The following is a 16,528-nucleotide window of genomic DNA, read 5'->3' on the forward strand; positions in this document are numbered from 1 at the left end:
GCGCGATCAGCCGCCGACCGCGAATGCCCCCAGCCGCACCAGAGGGACGATCCGCTCGGCGTCGGTGAGCGACCCATGCTGGCCGATCATGTTCTGCGGCTTCTTGTCGCTCTCGCGGTCGTCGTAGTACGCGACGGAGGCTCTCGCAGCGACGAGGACGTCTCCGATCCTCGCCTCGACGTCGGGGTCGACGGCCTCCCCGAACAGTCCGGCCTCGATCGCGTCCCGCCGACGCAGCACCCACGCGCGGGCCTGCTCACGAGCGTCCCAACGCGCGAACACGCCCTCCGCGCCGCCGTCCTCCGCGTACAAATGCAGCATCCTCGGCTCGCCCCCGACGACGCGGACGCCCTCCCAGAGCTCGTCCCCGGCGCCCACCAGCATCTGCCGATGTCGCGGGACATCGACCATGCCGTGATCGGCGGTGACGACGGCACCCGCGTGACGCCCGAGCGCGGTGTCGAGGGTGCGCGCCGCGGCATCCACCGTCTCAAGCCCCGCTGACCATTCGTCGCTCTCCCACCCGCGGGCATGACCGATCGCGTCGAGTTCGGGGACATAGGCGTAGATGAGGGCGCCGGGATGCCGCAACGCGAGATCCGCGGCCCGGTCCACGCGCTCCGCGATCGACGCCGCGGCGACGAACTCCGCGCCGCGCTGCAGGGCGCGCGTGAATCCGGTGCCTTCGTATGCGGCCTTCGTGACGACGAAGACAGGCCTGCCGCGCTCCGCCTCCCGTTCCAGGAGGGGCCGGCTCCGCTGCCAGGTCAGCGGGTCGAGCCCGTCGGTCTCGTAGCCGCGGAGCTGATTGGGCACCTCATCGGTGCCCGGCACGCGCGCCCGATACCCGACGAGGCCGTGGGCTCCCGGCGCGTCGCCGGTCAGCAGGCTCGCGAGCGCTGCTGCGGTGGTCGCCGGGAACACGGTCCGCGCGGCATCCTTCTTCGTCATCCGCTGGGTGAGGAAACGTGCATATCCGGCCCGCGCGGTGAGGTTCCCGCGCCCGAGCCCGTCGACGAGGAGGACGATGGCCGACCGAGCCGGTGCGAACCACGACGGGGCGCCTTCGAGAGCCGCCAAGACATTGGGCACCACGTCGGTGAGGCTCCGGGCTCCAGGAGGGTCCGCGGGTAGGCTGAGGGACATCCGGGCAAGTCTCCCACACGGCATGACGGCCCGCCCCCGGCTCCCGCGCCGGGCGTCAGCACCCCTCACCCGAGACCGATCGAGGACATGGCAGCTTCGCGCACTCCCCCGTCATCCCCCGCCGTCGAGCGCATCGAGGACATCGACCTCGCCGAGGAGATGCAGGGATCCTTCCTGGAGTACGCCTATTCGGTCATCTACTCCCGCGCACTGCCCGACGCCAGGGACGGGCTGAAGCCCGTCCAGCGGCGCATCCTCTTCCAGATGGCCGAGATGGGGCTCCGACCCGACCGCGGTCACGTGAAGAGCGCCCGCGTCGTCGGCGAGGTGATGGGAAAGCTCCACCCGCACGGAGACTCCGCCATCTACGACGCGCTCGTGCGCCTCGCCCAGGACTTCGCTCTGCGCGTGCCCCTGGTCGACGGCCACGGCAACTTCGGCTCCCTCGACGACGGCCCCGCCGCCGCCCGGTACACCGAGGCGCGCCTGGCTCCCTCGGCACTGGCACTCACGGAGCACCTCGACGAGGACGTCGTGGACTTCATCCCGAACTACGACGGGCAGTTCCAGCAGCCCGAAGTGCTCTCCGCCGCCTTCCCCAACCTCCTCGTCAACGGCACCACCGGCATCGCGGTCGGCATGGCGACCAACATGGCGCCGCACAACCTCATCGAGGTCGTCTCCGCTGCCATCCACCTCCTCGAGAATCCTGACGCCACCCTCGAGGAGCTGATGGAGTTCGTGCCCGGTCCCGACCTCCCCGGCGGCGGAGTCATCGTCGGTCTCGACGGCATCAAGGAGGCGTACCAGTCCGGACGCGGAACCTTCCGAACCCGCGCGAAGTCGTCGATCGAGTCGCTCGGACCGCGCCGCACCGGCATCATCGTCACCGAGCTGCCCTACATGGTCGGCCCCGAGCGGGTCATGGAGAAGATCCGCGATGCCGTCACCGCCAAGAAGCTCACCGGAATCTCCGACATCACCGACCTGACGGACCGCAACCACGGTCTGCGGCTCGTGATCGGCATCAAGACGGGCTTCGACCCGAACGCCGTATTGGAGCAGCTCTACCGTCTGACACCGCTCGAGGACTCCTTCGGTATCAACAACGTCGCGCTCGTCGGCGGCCAGCCGCAGACGCTCGGTCTGAAGGAGATGCTGCGCGTCTACCTCGATCACCGTATCCAGGTGATCACCCGACGCAGCCGATTCCGACTCGCCCGCAAGCAGGAGCGCCTGCACCTCGTCGAAGGCCTCCTTATCGCGATCCTCGACATTGACGAGGTCATCCAGGTCATCCGCACCTCGGATGACAGCGAGATGGCGCGCACGCGCCTCATGGACGTCTTCGACCTGTCTCAGCTGCAGGCCGAGTACATCCTCGAGCTGCGCCTCCGCCGCCTCACCAAGTTCTCCCGGGTCGAGCTCGAGGCCGAGCGCGACACCCTCAAGGCCGACATCGCGGCCCTGGAGGAACTGCTCGGCAGCGACGTGCTGCTGCGCCGTCAGGTCGCGGTGGAGTTGGATGCCGCGGCAGATGCCTACGGGACCCCCCGTCGCACGCTGCTCATGAACGGCGGGCCCGTCGCGCCGCGCGGCCGGGCCGCGGCGCCGGCCGACCTCCAGATCGCCGACGCGCCCTGCCGCGTGTTCCTGTCGGCGACCGGTCGGATGATCCGCGCCGAGCTCGTTGCCGACGCACCCAGCGGTGGCATCGTCACGCCGGCACGACGCTCGAAGCACGACGCGATCCGCTCAGCCGTCGACGCCACCACGCGCGGCGACCTCGGCGCGGTGACGAGCGCAGGCCGCCTCGTGCGCTTCTCCCCCGTCGACCTCCCGTCCGTGCCCGCCAACTCGGTGCAGCTCGGCGCCGGCACCAAGGCCGACCAGTACCTGGGGCTTTCAGGGGCGGAGCATGTCATCGCGGTCGTCCGCCTCGATGAGGCGGCCCCGATCGCGCTGGGCACCGCGCAGGGAGTCGTCAAGCGGGTCGCGGCGACGGAGCTGCCTGCCGGCAAACACGACGTCGAGATCATCGCGCTCAAGCCCGGCGACTCCGTCGTCGGGGCCGCACCGGCCGCCGACGATGCTGAGCTCGTCTTCATCACGAGCGATGCTCAGCTGCTGCGATTCGAGGCCGCCTCCGTGCGCCCCCAGGGTCGCGCGGCCGGCGGCATGGCCGGCATCCGACTGTCCGCCGACGCCCAGGTCATCGCCTTCACGGCGGTCATCGCCGGCGAGGAGACCGTCGTGGCGACGATCGCCGGATCGACGTCGGCCCTCGCGGGCACCGACGCCGGTTCCGGCAAGGTGTCGGCCTTCGCGGAGTTCCCCGCCAAAGGTCGCGCGACCGGTGGTGTGCGCGCTCAGCGCTTCCTCCGGGGCGAGGATGCGCTGACGCTGGCCTGGGTGGGCGATGACCCACGCGCGGTCGGCACGGACGGCGCGGTGCGGCAGCTGCCCGCGGCCGGCGCGAAGCGGGATGCCTCCGGGCAGACGCTCGACGCCGTCATCGGCGCGATCGGCACCGTGGTCCGCTGAGTCAGCCCGCGAGCGTCGCCTTCGCATAGGCGACGACGGCGTTCGCGTGGCCGTGGCCGAGACCGTGCTCCTGCTTGAGGAGGGTCACGACCTCCCGGTGTGCGCGGGTGTCGAGGCTGTCGGCCGCGATGTCCAGCCAGTGCTGGATCGGCTGCCCGTACGTCTTCTCGATGCTCGCGAAATACGACGCCGGACCCTTCGGCTTCTCGCCGTCGGCGAAGACCGGCGCGGGAACGCGATGCGTGCTCATGCGCTCAGGCTAGCGCTCGGCTCAGGCGTCGATGGCCTCGCGGTCGAGGCGGTCGGCCGACGACACGATGAAGTCGCGGCGCGGCGCGACCTCGCTGCCCATGAGGAGTTCGAACACGGATGCCGCGGCCTCGGCGTCCTGCATGCGCACGCGGCGCAGCAGGCGACCGTCCCGCGCCATCGTGGTGTCCGCGAGCTGATCGGCATCCATCTCGCCGAGGCCCTTGTACCGCTGAACGGGTTCCTGCCAGCGCCTGCCGGACTTCGTCAGCTTGGTGAGGAGCGCGTGCAGCTCCTTCTCGCTGTACGTGTAGATGGTCTCGTTCGGCTTGGACCCCGGGTTGATCGCGATGACGCGGTGCAGCGGCGGGACGGCGGCGTAGACGCGACCGGCTTCGACCAGCGGGCGCATGTACCGGAAGAAGAGGGTGAGCAGCAGCGTGCGGATGTGCGCGCCGTCGACGTCGGCGTCGCTCATCAGGATCACCTTGCCGTAGCGCGCCGCCTCCAGGTCGAACGAGCGACCCGACCCGGCGCCGATCACCTGGATGATCGCGGCGCACTCGGCGTTCGAGAGCATGTCGCTGATCGATGCCTTCTGCACGTTGAGGATCTTGCCGCGGATCGGCAGCAGGGCCTGATACTCGCTGTTGCGGGCGAGCTTCGCGGTGCCGAGCGCCGAGTCGCCCTCGACGATGAACAGTTCGGATTCGGCGACGTCGTTGGTGCGGCAGTCCGCGAGCTTCGCGGGGAGCGACGAGGACTCGAGTGCGTTCTTGCGGCGCTGGGTCTCCTTGTGGGTGCGCGCTGAGATGCGCGCCTTCATCTCGGAGACGACCTTCTCGAGCAGGAGGGCCGACTGCGCCTTGTCGTCGCGCTTGGTCGACGAGAACTTCGCGCCGAGCTCCTTACTCACCACGGATGCCACGATGTTGCGGACTGCGGGAGTTCCGAGGACCTCCTTGGTCTGCCCCTCGAACTGCGGTTCGGGCAGCCGGACGGTGAGGACCACCGAGAGACCTGCGAGGATGTCGTCCTTCTCGATCTTCTCGCTCGTCCCGACCTTCAGCTTGCGCGCGTTCGCCTCGATCTGGCCACGGATGACCTTCATGAGGCCCTGCTCGAAGCCCTGCTGATGGGTGCCGCCCTTGGGGGTCGCGATGATGTTGACGAAGGAGCGGCCGACGGTCTCGTACCCGGTCCCCCACCGGAGCGCGATGTCCACGTGGCACTCGCGCTGGACCTCGGTCGGCACCATCGCGCCCGAGGGCTGCAGTACCGGCACGGTTTCGCTGAAGTTCCCCGTGCCCTCGAGACGCCACGTGTCGGTGATCGGAGCATCCGGAGCAAGGAAGTCGGCGAACTCCGAGATGCCGCCGTCGAAGCGGTAACTGGTCTCGACGGGCTCTTCGCCGCGTTCGTCACGGATGACGATCTCGAGCCCCGGGACGAGGAACGCAGTCTGCCGTGCCCGCTGTTCGAGTTCGCCGAAATCGAACGCGGCATCCTTCGTGAAGATCTGGCGGTCCGCCCAGTAGCGAATGCGGGTGCCCGTCGTGCCCTTGGGTGCTTTGCCGACCACGCGAAGTTCGCTGGACTTCTCGTATGGGCGGAACTCGGACGCCGGGCCGTCGCCGCCGAAAACCCCGGGCTCGCCACGGTGGAACGACATGGCGTAGGTCTTCCCCCCGCGGTCGACCTCGACGTCGAGCCGCTCGGAGAGAGCGTTGACGACCGAGGCGCCGACGCCGTGCAGACCGCCCGACGCAGCGTACGAGCCACCGCCGAACTTGCCGCCGGCGTGGAGCTTCGTGAAGACGACCTCGACGCCGGTGAGGCCGGTGCGGGGTTCGACGTCGACCGGGATGCCGCGCGCCTTGTCGCGCACCTCGACGCTGCCGTCGGGGTGCAGGAGGATGTCGATGCGCGACCCGAAGCCGCCGAGCGCCTCGTCGACGGAATTGTCGATGATCTCCCAGAGGCAATGCATGAGGCCACGCGAGTCGGTGGACCCGATGTACATCCCGGGACGTTTGCGGACAGCCTCGAGCCCTTCCAGGACCTGCAGATGGTGGGCGGAGTACTCGGCTGTCACAATCTCCAATCGTATCCGCGGGCGCCCTGTCGGGACCGCCGACACACACGGCGTGATGCGCCCGAGACCGATCACGGGTGCGCACCGTACGCGCACAGCGAAATGTCGCGCAATGGCGGCATACCCGCAGGATTCGCGTGGTTGTATGTCATGACTGTCGCGTGAAGAACACTTAGAGGAGGCACCTGACATGAGCACATCTACCGCCACCGAGCCTGGAGCCGTCCTCGAATACCGCCTCACCGCGATGGACCGTTGCGATTCGTGCGGCGCACAGGCCTACATCGCCGCTGAGGTCAACGGGAGCGAGCTCCTGTTCTGCGCACACCACGGCCGCAAGTACGAGGAGAAGCTCCGCTCCGTCGCCACGAGCTGGCATGACGAGACCGCGCGTCTCTCCGAGGCTCCCTGAGACCGCCTGTCCGGCCCTGCGCCGGACCGAAGAATGAGAAGAGGCCCTCACCGTTCGGTGGGGGCCTCTTCCGTGCGCGGACGAGTCCGCGGCAGGGTCAGAAACCGACCGCGGCCTGGTAGACCGGCAGGAGGCCGGTCCGCACACCCGACGCCGACGGCTTGGGCTGGAAGACGCTCGAGTTGTGGTTCCCCTCGATCACGACGGGGCCGACGGGGGTCAGCGCGATATCCCAGCCGACGTACGGGGCCTCGGGAGTCCGCCGCGCGAGGGCGGCCGCGAGATCGAGCACGCGGTCGTACATGGGCACCGGGAAGCCGACGATCGGCTTCCCCGTCGCCGGGTGCTCCCGGTAGACGTTGCTGTTCTTGTCGACACCCGGGTACATCGCGACGCCCTCGTCGTCGAGCATCGTGAACATGCCGCCGGAGGCGAAGTTGTCGATCACGTCGCCGTTGCCGATCCGCAGCACCGCAGCGAGCAGGTGGACGCTGTCGGTGGTGGTGTCGAGGAACGTGATCAGTCGAACCGTGTTGACCGCGTCGGGGTACAGCGCCGACATGTCGGGGTGCTGCACGATGAACTCGTCCACGACGCTCTGACCCTTCGCGGTGACCGCGGCACGGAACGACGCGGCATCCGTCTGCGCCGTCACCTCGTGGAGGTCGATCCCGCCGCCGCCGTGACCCTCGTTCGGCTTCGCGAGCACCTTCGAGTGGCGTGACAGGAACGCGGCGAGCTCGGCGTCGTCCACATCGCGCAGATCGATCGTCTCGCGGCCGAGGAGATCGGCGTACTCCCGGGCGAAGCGGCGCTTGTCCTCGAGCTTGGCCCGTCCCTCGGCCGTGTTGTACATCTTCGTGATGCGGAACGACTTCGGGTGCGTCATCCACGTCGCGCGTTCGCGGGCGTTCAGAAGCCGGATGTCCCAGACCGCATAGTCGCGGAAGGCCATGTCGTACTTCACCGAGCACCACAGCATGTCGAGGATGATCACCGGCAGCGGCGCCTTCGAGACGCCCTGGACGGTGCGCGCGAACTCGACGAGGTTGCCCGGCCGCAGCTTTCGCGCACGACGGATCAGGTACTGCAGTCGGACGCGGATGCGACGCATGCGGATTCCTCCTGGTGGGGGTCGATCAGAACCGCATCGCGGCGCGGTACCGAGGCAGCAGTCCCTGTCGGATGCCGGAGACCGAGGGCTTGGATTGGAACACGCCGGAGTTGTGATTGCCCTCGATGACCACCGGGCCGGACGGCGTGATCGCGATGTCCCACCCGATGTAGGGGAAGGCCGGCACACGGCGGGCGAGGCGATCGACGAGCTCCAGCACCTCGTCGTAGAGCGGCACCTGGAAACCGGTGATCGCAACGCCCGTCACCGGGTGCTCACCGAACGGGTTTCCCTCTTCATCGCTCGCGGCGTGGAGCGCGCGACCGTGCTCGTCGAGCATCGTGTACATGCCGCCGTTGCTGAAGTTGTCGATGACGCCGCCGTTGCCGATCTTGAGCACTCCGGCCAGAACGTGGACCGTGCCATCCGGGTCGAGGTAAGAGACCATCCGGAGCGAGTTGACGCTCGCCGGGTACAGCGACGCCATGTCCTCGTGCTGCACGAGCACCTCTTCGACGAGCACCTGCCCCGCGGCGAGGAGCTCGTCGCGCACGCTCGCCGGGTCGACGATGTCCCCGGTGTCGCGAAGCGAGATCCCGTTGCCGCCGACGCCTCCGGGATTCTTCGCGATGATCCGGGGATGCCGGCTCACGAAGTCACCGAACGCAGCGGCATCCGTCGCCCGGAGATCGATCCATTCACGGCCGAGCTCGGGCCCGAAGTGCTGCGCGAACTGGAGCTTGTCGTCGAAGATGGCGCGCCGGCTGTTGTCGTTGAGTCGACGTGCGAGGTGGAAGGACTTCGGATCGGTCATGTAGGTCGCGCGTTCGCGACCCTTGAGGATCCGGAAGTCCCATTCCGAGTAGTTCTCGAAGGTGGTCTCGTACCGCACCGAGCACCACACCATGTCGGCGACGACCCACCACAGCGGCGCCTTGGAGAGGCGAGCCGACTGGCGCGCGAACTGCAGGACGCGTTCGCTGTCGAAGCCGGCGATGCGGCGGACGAAGAAGCGGGCGCGACGGTAGAGGCGGTGCAGGGCTCCCACGTTCACACCTCCGACGCGCGGATGATCCCGAGGGGCGTCGACTGGTGCCCCTGGCCCAGGGGGTTGTCCGCGAGGATGCGCACGAGACGCTGCTCCCCCGCCTTGTCCAGCGTCGAACCGAGGATGTTCCCGCCGATGTCGTTGATGTCGACCACGGCGACCTCGTATGCGCCGCCGAGCTTCGCCTTCAGTCGCGCTGCGACGCCGGCCGGGTCGGTCGGGCCGAGCACGACCGCCTTGTTGTACGGCGGGATCGTGTGCGGGGTGGGTCCGTCGATCGACCGGGCTTTGTCGCCCGCGATCCGGTAGAAATCGCCCCGCCGGCCGAAGAGCTTCGTGACCGCAGCGACACCGGCGGCGAAGACGATGCGCGGCGTTCCGCATTCGCGCAGCGCCATCTCCATGGTTTCGGGCATGCCCAGGCCGATGCCGTACTTCGTCTTCACGACGTAGCGCGAGAGGAAGCGGGCGAGCGGCCGGGGATCGATGTCCTCGACGAGGTACGACCGGCCCTGCGTGATGGCGACGATCTTCTCCGTCACGAACAGCAGGTCGCCGGGCTGCAGGTGCGGCGCGGCGTACTCGTCGATGATCGCGTCGAGATCGTCACCGGGCATGACGACGCGCGTGCGCAGCGGGATCCGTGCGTACGTCGCGCCGTCGATCGCCTTCGTGAGCTCCTTGCCCTCGTTGGCGGCGCCGGTCATTCGAGGTAGTCCCGCAGCGACTGCGAACGCGACGGATGCCGCAGCTTCGCCATCGTCTTGGACTCGATCTGACGGATGCGCTCACGGGTCACCCCGAACGTGTCGCCGATCTGGTCCAGCGTCTTGGGCTGGCCGTCGCCGAGGCCGAAGCGCATGCGGATGACGCCCGCTTCACGCTCGGAGAGGGAGTCCAGGAGCGACTCGAGCTGGCGCTGCAGCATGGTGAAGCCCACCGCGTCGGCCGGCACGACAGCCTCGGTGTCCTCGATGAGGTCACCGAACTCGCTGTCGCCGTCCTCACCGAGCGGCGTGTGCAGCGAGATCGGCTCGCGGCCGTACTTCTGCACCTCGATGACCTTCTCGGGGGTCATGTCGAGCTCGCGGCTGAGCTCCTCGGGCGTGGGCTCGCGGCCCAGGTCCTGCAGCATCTGCCGCTGCACGCGGGCCAGCTTGTTGATGACCTCGACCATGTGGACGGGGATGCGGATCGTGCGGGCCTGGTCGGCCATGGCGCGGGTGATCGCCTGACGGATCCACCAGGTCGCGTACGTCGAGAACTTGAAGCCCTTGGTGTAGTCGAACTTCTCGACGGCGCGGATCAGGCCGAGGTTGCCCTCCTGGATCAGGTCCAGGAACTGCATGCCGCGGCCCGTGTAGCGCTTGGCGAGCGAGACGACGAGGCGCAGGTTCGCACCGAGCAGGTGGCTCTTGGCGCGCTGACCGTCGCGGGCGACCCACTGCAGGTCGAGTCCGAGCTGCGCCGACTTCTCGGCGGCGGTCATGTGCGACAGCTTCTCCTCGGCGAACAGGCCCGCCTCGATGCGCATCGCGAGCTCGACTTCTTCCGCCGCGTTCAGCAGCGGGACCTTGCCGATCTGCTTCAGGTAGTCCTTGACGGGGTCGGCCGTCGCACCGGTGATCTGGGTCGAGTAGACCGGGACCTCGTCGTCGTCGGCAGACGAGATGACGATCGCGCCCGTGGGAAGCGGCTCGGTGAAGGCGGGCTTGGCGCCCTCTTCCTCGTCGTCGCCCTTGTCCTTCTTGGCGTCGTCGGCGGTGTCGTCGGAATCGTCCGTGGCGTCGATCTCGACGTCCTCGGCCTCTTCCTCGTCGTCGCCGGGCTCATCCTCGGCCTTGGCCTTTGCCTTCGACGCGCGCGCCTTGGCGGGAGCCGCCTTCGTCGCGGTCTTCTTGGCGGCCGTCGCCGACTTCGCTGCAGGCTTGCGCGCGGGGGCCTTCTTCGCCGTGTCCTTCTCCGCGGCCGCGGACGTCGTCGTCTCCTCGTCGGCCGCTGCGGCCGCACGCGTGCGGGTGGTCTTCGTGCCTGAAGTCACGTCTCGCCTTTCACCGACGGCACTCCGCCGGGGTTCGGACACTAGTAAGACCCTTGTCAAGTCCGGCGCAGCGCACCGAAGTGCGCCCCCACCGTTGACAACGGGTCATTTCGTCCATTCTCTCATACGTCTGGGATGCATGAAGGACGTACCCCTGTCAACACCCGAACCGGGCGCGACATTCCCTGACGGAGGACTCCGTGCTCAGCCGAGACCCGGGTGCCGATCGTCGTCGCCGCTCGGTCGATTCGCCAAGAACCGCTCCAGCTCGGCGGCGAGCTCGTCAGCCGACGGGAGATCTCCCGTGTGGATGATGGGCTGCGCCTGAGTCGCGCCGGCCATGTACGCGTCGTACCGGTTCTCCAGGTTGTGGAGCATGGCGGTGAGCTCGTCGCTCCCCTCCACCTGACCGTCCACCTTCTCGAGGTACTCGCGGTTCTCCTCACGGAGCACATCGCTGTCGAAGACCAGACCGGTGGCGACGGAGATGCTGTCCAGCGCGGCGATCGCGGCGGCCGGGAAGTCCGTTTCGGCGAGGTAGTGCGGAATCAGGAGGACGAAGCCCGCAACGGAGGCGCCCGTCTCGGTGAGCCGGTATTCCAGGAGGTGCCCCGCCGTGGCGGGAACCTGGGTGTGCGGCTTCCAGACCGAGTGCGCCTCGGTCAACTCGGTCCGGGTGCCGCTGACCGTCGTCCCGAGGGGGCGGGTGTGCGGCACGGGCATGGGGATGGCGTGGACCCAGGTGACCGAACGGACCTGCAGACCCTCGGTGAGTCCGACGATCGTGTCGACGAACGCCTCCCACGCGAAGTCGGGCTCGTACCCCGCGAGCAGGACGAACGGCTGCCCCAGTGAATCGTGCGCCAGCGAGAGCTCGAGGCGCGGTGGCTGGAACTCGACGAGTCGATCCCCGTCGAAGGTAATGAGCGGCCGCCGGGCGCGGTAATCGAAGAGGACGTCGGCGTTGAACGACACGACGGGTTCGGGCTCGTGGTCGGTCCGGAAGTGATCGACGACGCGGCTCACCGCCGACCCCGCGTCGGTGAACCCGGTGAGCGCGACGACGAGCGGGAGTCCGGCCGGGACGGGAGGTGCTGAGGTGACGCGCTCGTAGAGGGGTCCAGACAACGGCATGATCCCACTGTACGAGTCCCGCCGACGGGGTCGGCGCGTGGGACATCCCGCTCTGAGCGAACGTCGCGAGCCCGGCCTGCGCGACCTGCTCCCTAGGATGGAGACCATGCCGTACCCCGAGCTGATCGTGTCCCCCACCGCTCTGCGAGACTCCGGCGCCGACGCCCTCGTCCTCGCCCTTCCGCCTCTGGACCACGCGGGCGAGATCCTCGCCGACTGGCCGGGTCTGGAGGATTCCCTCCGCGGTATCGGCTTCACGGGCGCGGCCGGCAACACGGTCCGTGCGTTCGCACCGCAGTCCACGTCGACGCCGATCATCGCGGTCGGGACGGGGTCCGCGCCGGATGCCGCCGCTCTCCGCGACGCGGTCGGTGCGGCGGTGCGCACGGCCGTCGGCTTCGCCGAGCTGGCCGTCGCGGCACCTGCGGCAGACGGCTTGTGGCGCGCAGCGGCGGAAGGCGCTGTCCTCGGCGGCTACCGCTTCGCCGGATACAAGACGACGGATGCCGCGAAGAAGCGCGCGTCCCGGGTCACCGTGCACACCGCTGAGGACGTCGATGCCGGTGCCGCCGAAGAGATCTCCGCTGTCGGCGGCGCCGTCGCCCTCGTGAAGGATCTCGTCCACATCCCCGCGGAGTGGCTCGGTCCGGCCGACCTCGCCGATCGGGCCGCCGAGGAGGTGGCGGGCCTCCCCATCGACGTCGAGATCCTCGACGAGGCGGCGCTCGCGGAGGGTGGCTTCGGCGGCATCCTCGGCGTCGGCCAGGGGTCGGACCGGCCGCCCCGACTCGTGCGTCTCTCCTACGCACCGGAAGGAGCCTGCCGTCACGTCGCCGTCGTCGGCAAGGGCATCACCTTCGACACCGGTGGACTGTCCCTCAAACCGCCCGCATCGATGGTCGGCATGAAGTACGACATGTGCGGCGCGGCCACCGCGCTGGCCGTCGTGCGAGCGGCAGCCCAGCTCCGACTTCCCGTCGCCGTCACGGCGTGGATGTGCATCGCCGACAACATGCCCTCCGGTCGCGCGACCCGTCCGGGCGATGTGCTCTCGATGCTGGACGGCACGACCGTCGAGGTGCTGAACACCGATGCCGAAGGACGACTCGTCCTCGCCGACGGGCTGGTGGCGGCCAGCCGCACTCAGCCGGACGTCATCATCGACATCGCGACACTCACCGGCGCCGTCACCGTCGCGCTCGGAAATCGCCACACCGGCGTCATGGGCGACGACGCCACGGTCGCGCGGTACCTCGACGCGGCGGCGACCGCCGGCGAGCTCGCGTGGCAGCTCCCCCTGCCCGCCCACATGGAAGACGACCTGGACTCCCCGATCGCCGATCTCCAGAACGCGAAGATCGGCGATCCGGCCGGCGGGACGATGTTCGCGGCGCTGTTCCTGCAGCGCTTCGTCGGCCGCACCTCCGACGAGCCCGATGCGCCGCGCATCCCGTGGGTCCACCTCGATATCGCGGGAAGCGGCACGACGAAGGCTCCCTTCGGCGCGACCGACAAGGGTCCGACCGGGGCGACGATCCGCACGATCCTCGCGTTCCTCGAGGGAGAGAGTCGATGAGCGAGTCCGTTCACACGTTCGACGTCGTCGTCCTCGGCGGAGGCAGCGGTGGTTACGCCGCGGCCCTCCGCGCGGCTGAGCTCGGCAAGACCGTGGCACTGATCGAGAAGGGCAAGGTCGGCGGCACCTGTCTCCACCGCGGATGCATCCCCACGAAGGCTCTCCTGCACACCGCTGAGATCGCCGATCACGTCCGCGAGGCCGCCTCGGTCGGCGTCGACGCCTATCTCCAGGGCATCGACATCGCGCGCACCACCGCATACCGCGAGGGGATCGTCTCCAAGAAGTACCGCGGGCTCCAGAGCCTGATCAGCGGACGCGGCATCACGGTCATCGCCGGCGAGGGACGTCTCGAGACCGACCGGAGCGTCACCGTCGCCGGCGAGACGTACCGCGGCACCGATGTCGTCCTCGCGACCGGCTCGCGCACACGCACCCTTCCCGGGATCGACGTCGGCGGGAGGATCCTCACCAGCGACACGGCCCTCACCCTCGACGTCGTTCCCGCCAGCGTCGTCATCCTCGGCGGAGGCGTCATCGGTGTGGAGTTCGCGAGCGTCTGGCGGTCCTTCGGCGCGGAGGTCACCATCGTCGAAGCCCTCGACCACCTCCTTCCTGCGGAGGACGTCGCGTCGAGCAAGACCCTCGAGCGGGCGTACCGACGCCGCGGCATCCAGGCAAGACTGCAGACCCGCTGCGAAGGGGTCACTCAGACGGATGCCGGGGTCTCGGTCGCCCTGTCGGACGGCACGAGCGTGGATGCCGAGTACGTCCTCGTCGCTGTGGGCCGCGGACCCGTCACGGACGGTCTCGGCTTCGAGGAGGCAGGCGTCGCACTCGACCGCGGATTCGTGAGCGTCGACGACCAGCTGCAGACGAGCGTTCCCCACGTATGGGCCGTGGGCGACATCGTCGCCGGACTCCAGTTGGCCCACCGCGGCTTCCAGCAGGGCATCTACGTCGCCGAGGTGATCGCCGGTCTCCGCCCGATTCCGGTCCCCGAGACCACGATCCCCCGCGTCGCCTACTCGCACCCCGAGGTGGCGTCGGTCGGCCTCACCGAGGCGCAGGCGCGCGAACTCCACGGCGACCGCGTATCTGCCTACGAGTACAACCTGGCCGGCAACGGCAAGAGCGAGATCCTCGGCACGAACGGCATCGCCAAGGTCGTGCGCCTCGCCGACGGACCGATCATCGGCGTGCACCTGGTCGGCGACCGTGTGGGAGAGCTGATCACCGAAGGCCAGCTGGCCGTCGGGTGGGAGGCGCACCCTGAAGACCTCGCCCCGCTGATCCACGCACACCCCACCCAGAGCGAGGCCCTCGGTGAGGCGTTCCTCGCTCTTGCGGGCAAGCCGCTCCATACCATCTGAACCCCCTCGCAGCCGCGAGACTAAGCTAGACAGACATCGAACTTTCTTGAAGGAGACACAGTCATGAGCACATCCGTGGTCCTCCCCGCGCTCGGAGAGAGCGTCACCGAGGGAACGGTCACCCGCTGGCTCAAGAAGGTCGGTGACACGATCCAGGCCGACGAAGGTCTCCTCGAGATCAGCACCGACAAGGTGGACACCGAGATCCCCTCGCCCGTGAGCGGCGTCATCGAAGAGATCCTCGTGCAGGAGGACGAGACCGTCGAGGTCGGCGCCGTCCTCGCGAAGATCGGCGATGGATCGTCGGCACCGGCCGACCAGCCCGCCGACGACGCCGCGCCCGCTGAAGCCGCTCCCGCCGAGCAGCCCGCAGCCGAAGAGGCTCCCGCCGAGGAGAAGCCCGCCGAGCAGGCCGCTCCCGCCGCGAGCTCCGCAGGCGACGCCAAGGACGTGGTGCTGCCCGAGCTGGGCGAAAGCGTGACCGAGGGCACCGTGACCCGCTGGCTGAAGCAGGTCGGCGACGACGTGGCGGTCGACGAGCCGCTGCTGGAGATCTCCACCGACAAGGTCGACACCGAGATCCCGTCGCCGGTCGCCGGTACCCTCACCGAGATCCTCGTCCAGGAAGACGAGACCGTCGAAGTCGGCGCCGTCCTGGCCCGCGTGGGCTCGGGTGCTGCTCCCGCCGACGAGAAGCCCGCCGCGCCGGCGGAGACCCCGGCTCCGGCATCCGAGGAGAAGGCACCCGAAGCCGCCCCCGCCGAGCAGAAGGCTCCCGAGGCCGCTCCCGCCGAGGAGAAGGCACCGGCCCCCGCCGAGGAGAAGGCGCCTGCCCAGCCGGTGGCTGCCGCCGAGGCGACGACCGCCGATGACGACAGCGTCACCTACGTCACGCCGCTCGTGCGCAAGCTCGCCCAGCAGCACGGCGTCGACCTCTCGACCGTGACCGGCAGCGGTGTCGGTGGCCGCATCCGCAAGGAGGACGTGCTGAAGGCAGCCGAGGCTCCGAAGGCAGAGGCACCGGCCGCGGCTCCGGCCGCGGCCGCGCCCGCACCGCTCGAGGTCTCGCCGCTGCGCGGCACGACCCAGGCGATGTCGCGCCTGCGCAAGGTGCTCGCCAGCCGCGCCGTCGAGTCGATGCAGCAGACCGCGCAGCTCACCACGGTCATCGAGGTCGACGTCACCAAGGTCGCGAACTACCGCGACAAGGTGAAGGCGTCGTTCCTCGAGAAGACCGGCGACAAGCTGTCGTTCATGCCGTTCTTCGCGCTCGCCGCGGCGGAGGCGCTGAAGGCGTTCCCGATCATCAACGCGACCGTCGACGGCGACCAGATCGTCTACCCGGCGACCGAGAACCTCTCGATCGCGGTCGACACCGAGCGCGGCCTGCTCACCCCGGTGCTCCGTGACGCCGGCGACAAGACGATCGCCCAGATCGCGCACGAGATCGCCGACCTCGCAGACCGCACGCGCAACAACAAGCTGAAGCCCGACGAGCTCGCCGGCGGCACCTTCACGCTGACCAACACCGGTTCGCGTGGCGCACTGTTCGACACGCCCGTCGTGTTCCTGCCGCAGTCGGCGATCCTCGGCACGGGTGTCGTCGTGAAGCGCCCGGGCGTCGTCTCGATCGACGGCAAGGACGCCATCAGCGTCCGCTCGTACGTCTACCTCGCTCTGTCGTACGACCACCGTGTCATCGACGGTGCCGACGCCGCCCGCTTCCTGAGCGCGGTCAAGGCACGCCTCGAGGCGGCGGACTTCGAGGCACAGCTCGGCGCGTAACGCGCACCGGC

13 protein-coding genes are annotated in these 16,528 nt (G+C 69.1%); 5 read left to right on the forward strand and 8 right to left on the reverse strand.

Features of this window, described 5'->3' with window-relative positions; genetic code table 11:
• Positions 1-6 precede the first annotated feature (6 nt).
• Positions 7-1,146, reverse strand: coding sequence for an alkaline phosphatase family protein (locus tag BKA24_RS10425; protein ID WP_184217781.1), 1,140 nt, complete (start codon positions 1,144-1,146; stop codon positions 7-9).
• Positions 1,147-1,233: 87 nt separating this feature from the next.
• Between BKA24_RS10425 and BKA24_RS10430 the strand changes: the two genes are divergently transcribed.
• Positions 1,234-3,690, forward strand: coding sequence for a DNA gyrase/topoisomerase IV subunit A (locus tag BKA24_RS10430; protein WP_184217783.1), 2,457 nt, complete (start codon positions 1,234-1,236; stop codon positions 3,688-3,690).
• A gap of 1 nt (position 3,691) precedes the next feature.
• On the opposite strand, the gene BKA24_RS10435 is transcribed toward BKA24_RS10430, so the two are convergent.
• Both BKA24_RS10435 and BKA24_RS10440 read right to left on the reverse strand, forming a co-directional pair.
• Positions 3,692-3,940 (reverse strand): DUF4287 domain-containing protein, encoded by a 249-nt coding sequence (locus tag BKA24_RS10435; RefSeq protein WP_184217785.1) that lies wholly within the window; start codon positions 3,938-3,940, stop codon positions 3,692-3,694.
• Between the two features lie 21 nt (positions 3,941-3,961).
• On the reverse strand, positions 3,962-6,034 hold the full coding sequence (locus tag BKA24_RS10440; protein ID WP_184217787.1) for a DNA gyrase subunit B: 2,073 nt from the start codon (positions 6,032-6,034) through the stop codon (positions 3,962-3,964).
• Positions 6,035-6,224: 190 nt separating this feature from the next.
• Here BKA24_RS10440 and BKA24_RS10445 point away from each other — a divergent pair, with 190 nt between their 5' ends.
• A complete protein-coding gene (locus tag BKA24_RS10445; RefSeq protein WP_184217789.1) occupies positions 6,225-6,446 on the forward strand; it encodes a DUF7455 domain-containing protein in 222 nt (73 codons plus the stop codon).
• A 97-nt stretch (positions 6,447-6,543) separates the two neighbouring features.
• Here BKA24_RS10445 and BKA24_RS10450 read toward each other — a convergent pair whose 3' ends face one another.
• The 5 genes from BKA24_RS10450 to BKA24_RS10470 form a co-directional block, all read right to left on the reverse strand.
• Positions 6,544-7,560: a sugar-transfer associated ATP-grasp domain-containing protein gene (locus BKA24_RS10450; protein WP_184217790.1), complete on the reverse strand. Its 1,017-nt coding sequence runs from the start codon at positions 7,558-7,560 to the stop codon at positions 6,544-6,546.
• A 25-nt stretch (positions 7,561-7,585) separates the two neighbouring features.
• On the reverse strand, positions 7,586-8,608 hold the full coding sequence (locus tag BKA24_RS10455) for a sugar-transfer associated ATP-grasp domain-containing protein (RefSeq protein ID WP_184217792.1): 1,023 nt from the start codon (positions 8,606-8,608) through the stop codon (positions 7,586-7,588).
• A 2-nt stretch (positions 8,609-8,610) separates the two neighbouring features.
• Positions 8,611-9,315, reverse strand: a complete 705-nt coding sequence (locus BKA24_RS10460; protein WP_184217794.1) for a coenzyme F420-0:L-glutamate ligase — start codon at positions 9,313-9,315, stop codon at positions 8,611-8,613.
• Positions 9,312-10,649, reverse strand: coding sequence for an RNA polymerase sigma factor (locus BKA24_RS10465; RefSeq protein ID WP_184217796.1), 1,338 nt, complete (start codon positions 10,647-10,649; stop codon positions 9,312-9,314). The genes BKA24_RS10460 and BKA24_RS10465 overlap by 4 nt, the downstream gene beginning before the upstream one ends.
• 204 nt (positions 10,650-10,853) lie before the next feature.
• Entirely contained in the window at positions 10,854-11,783 is a 930-nt protein-coding gene (locus BKA24_RS10470; protein WP_184217798.1) for a proteasome assembly chaperone family protein, read from the reverse strand.
• 106 nt (positions 11,784-11,889) lie between these two features.
• Here BKA24_RS10470 and BKA24_RS10475 point away from each other — a divergent pair, with 106 nt between their 5' ends.
• The 3 genes from BKA24_RS10475 (at position 11,890) to sucB (ending at position 16,517) form a co-directional block, all read left to right on the forward strand.
• Positions 11,890-13,359, forward strand: a complete 1,470-nt coding sequence (locus BKA24_RS10475; RefSeq protein WP_184217800.1) for a leucyl aminopeptidase — start codon at positions 11,890-11,892, stop codon at positions 13,357-13,359.
• Positions 13,356-14,732, forward strand: coding sequence for a dihydrolipoyl dehydrogenase (gene lpdA, locus BKA24_RS10480; RefSeq protein ID WP_184217802.1), 1,377 nt, complete (start codon positions 13,356-13,358; stop codon positions 14,730-14,732). Before BKA24_RS10475 ends, lpdA begins: the two co-directional genes overlap by 4 nt.
• Before the next feature lie 63 nt (positions 14,733-14,795).
• Entirely contained in the window at positions 14,796-16,517 is a 1,722-nt protein-coding gene (sucB, locus tag BKA24_RS10485) for a 2-oxoglutarate dehydrogenase, E2 component, dihydrolipoamide succinyltransferase (RefSeq protein ID WP_184217805.1), read from the forward strand.
• Positions 16,518-16,528 lie beyond the last annotated feature (11 nt).

Origin of the sequence: Microbacterium marinum (assembly GCF_014204835.1) — a bacterium.
Classification (GTDB): Bacteria; Actinomycetota; Actinomycetes; order Actinomycetales; family Microbacteriaceae; genus Microbacterium; species Microbacterium marinum.

Coding starts and splice junctions, on each gene's coding strand:
- BKA24_RS10425 (WP_184217781.1), bottom strand. CDS start 1,146: ATGTCCCTCAGCCTACCCGCGGACCCTCCTGGAGCCCGGAGCCTCACC.
- BKA24_RS10430 (WP_184217783.1), top strand. CDS start 1,234: ATGGCAGCTTCGCGCACTCCCCCGTCATCCCCCGCCGTCGAGCGCATC.
- BKA24_RS10435 (WP_184217785.1), bottom strand. CDS start 3,940: ATGAGCACGCATCGCGTTCCCGCGCCGGTCTTCGCCGACGGCGAGAAG.
- BKA24_RS10445 (WP_184217789.1), top strand. CDS start 6,225: ATGAGCACATCTACCGCCACCGAGCCTGGAGCCGTCCTCGAATACCGC.
- BKA24_RS10450 (WP_184217790.1), bottom strand. CDS start 7,560: ATGCGTCGCATCCGCGTCCGACTGCAGTACCTGATCCGTCGTGCGCGA.
- BKA24_RS10460 (WP_184217794.1), bottom strand. CDS start 9,315: ATGACCGGCGCCGCCAACGAGGGCAAGGAGCTCACGAAGGCGATCGAC.
- BKA24_RS10470 (WP_184217798.1), bottom strand. CDS start 11,783: ATGCCGTTGTCTGGACCCCTCTACGAGCGCGTCACCTCAGCACCTCCC.
- BKA24_RS10475 (WP_184217800.1), top strand. CDS start 11,890: ATGCCGTACCCCGAGCTGATCGTGTCCCCCACCGCTCTGCGAGACTCC.
- lpdA (WP_184217802.1), top strand. CDS start 13,356: ATGAGCGAGTCCGTTCACACGTTCGACGTCGTCGTCCTCGGCGGAGGC.
- sucB (WP_184217805.1), top strand. CDS start 14,796: ATGAGCACATCCGTGGTCCTCCCCGCGCTCGGAGAGAGCGTCACCGAG.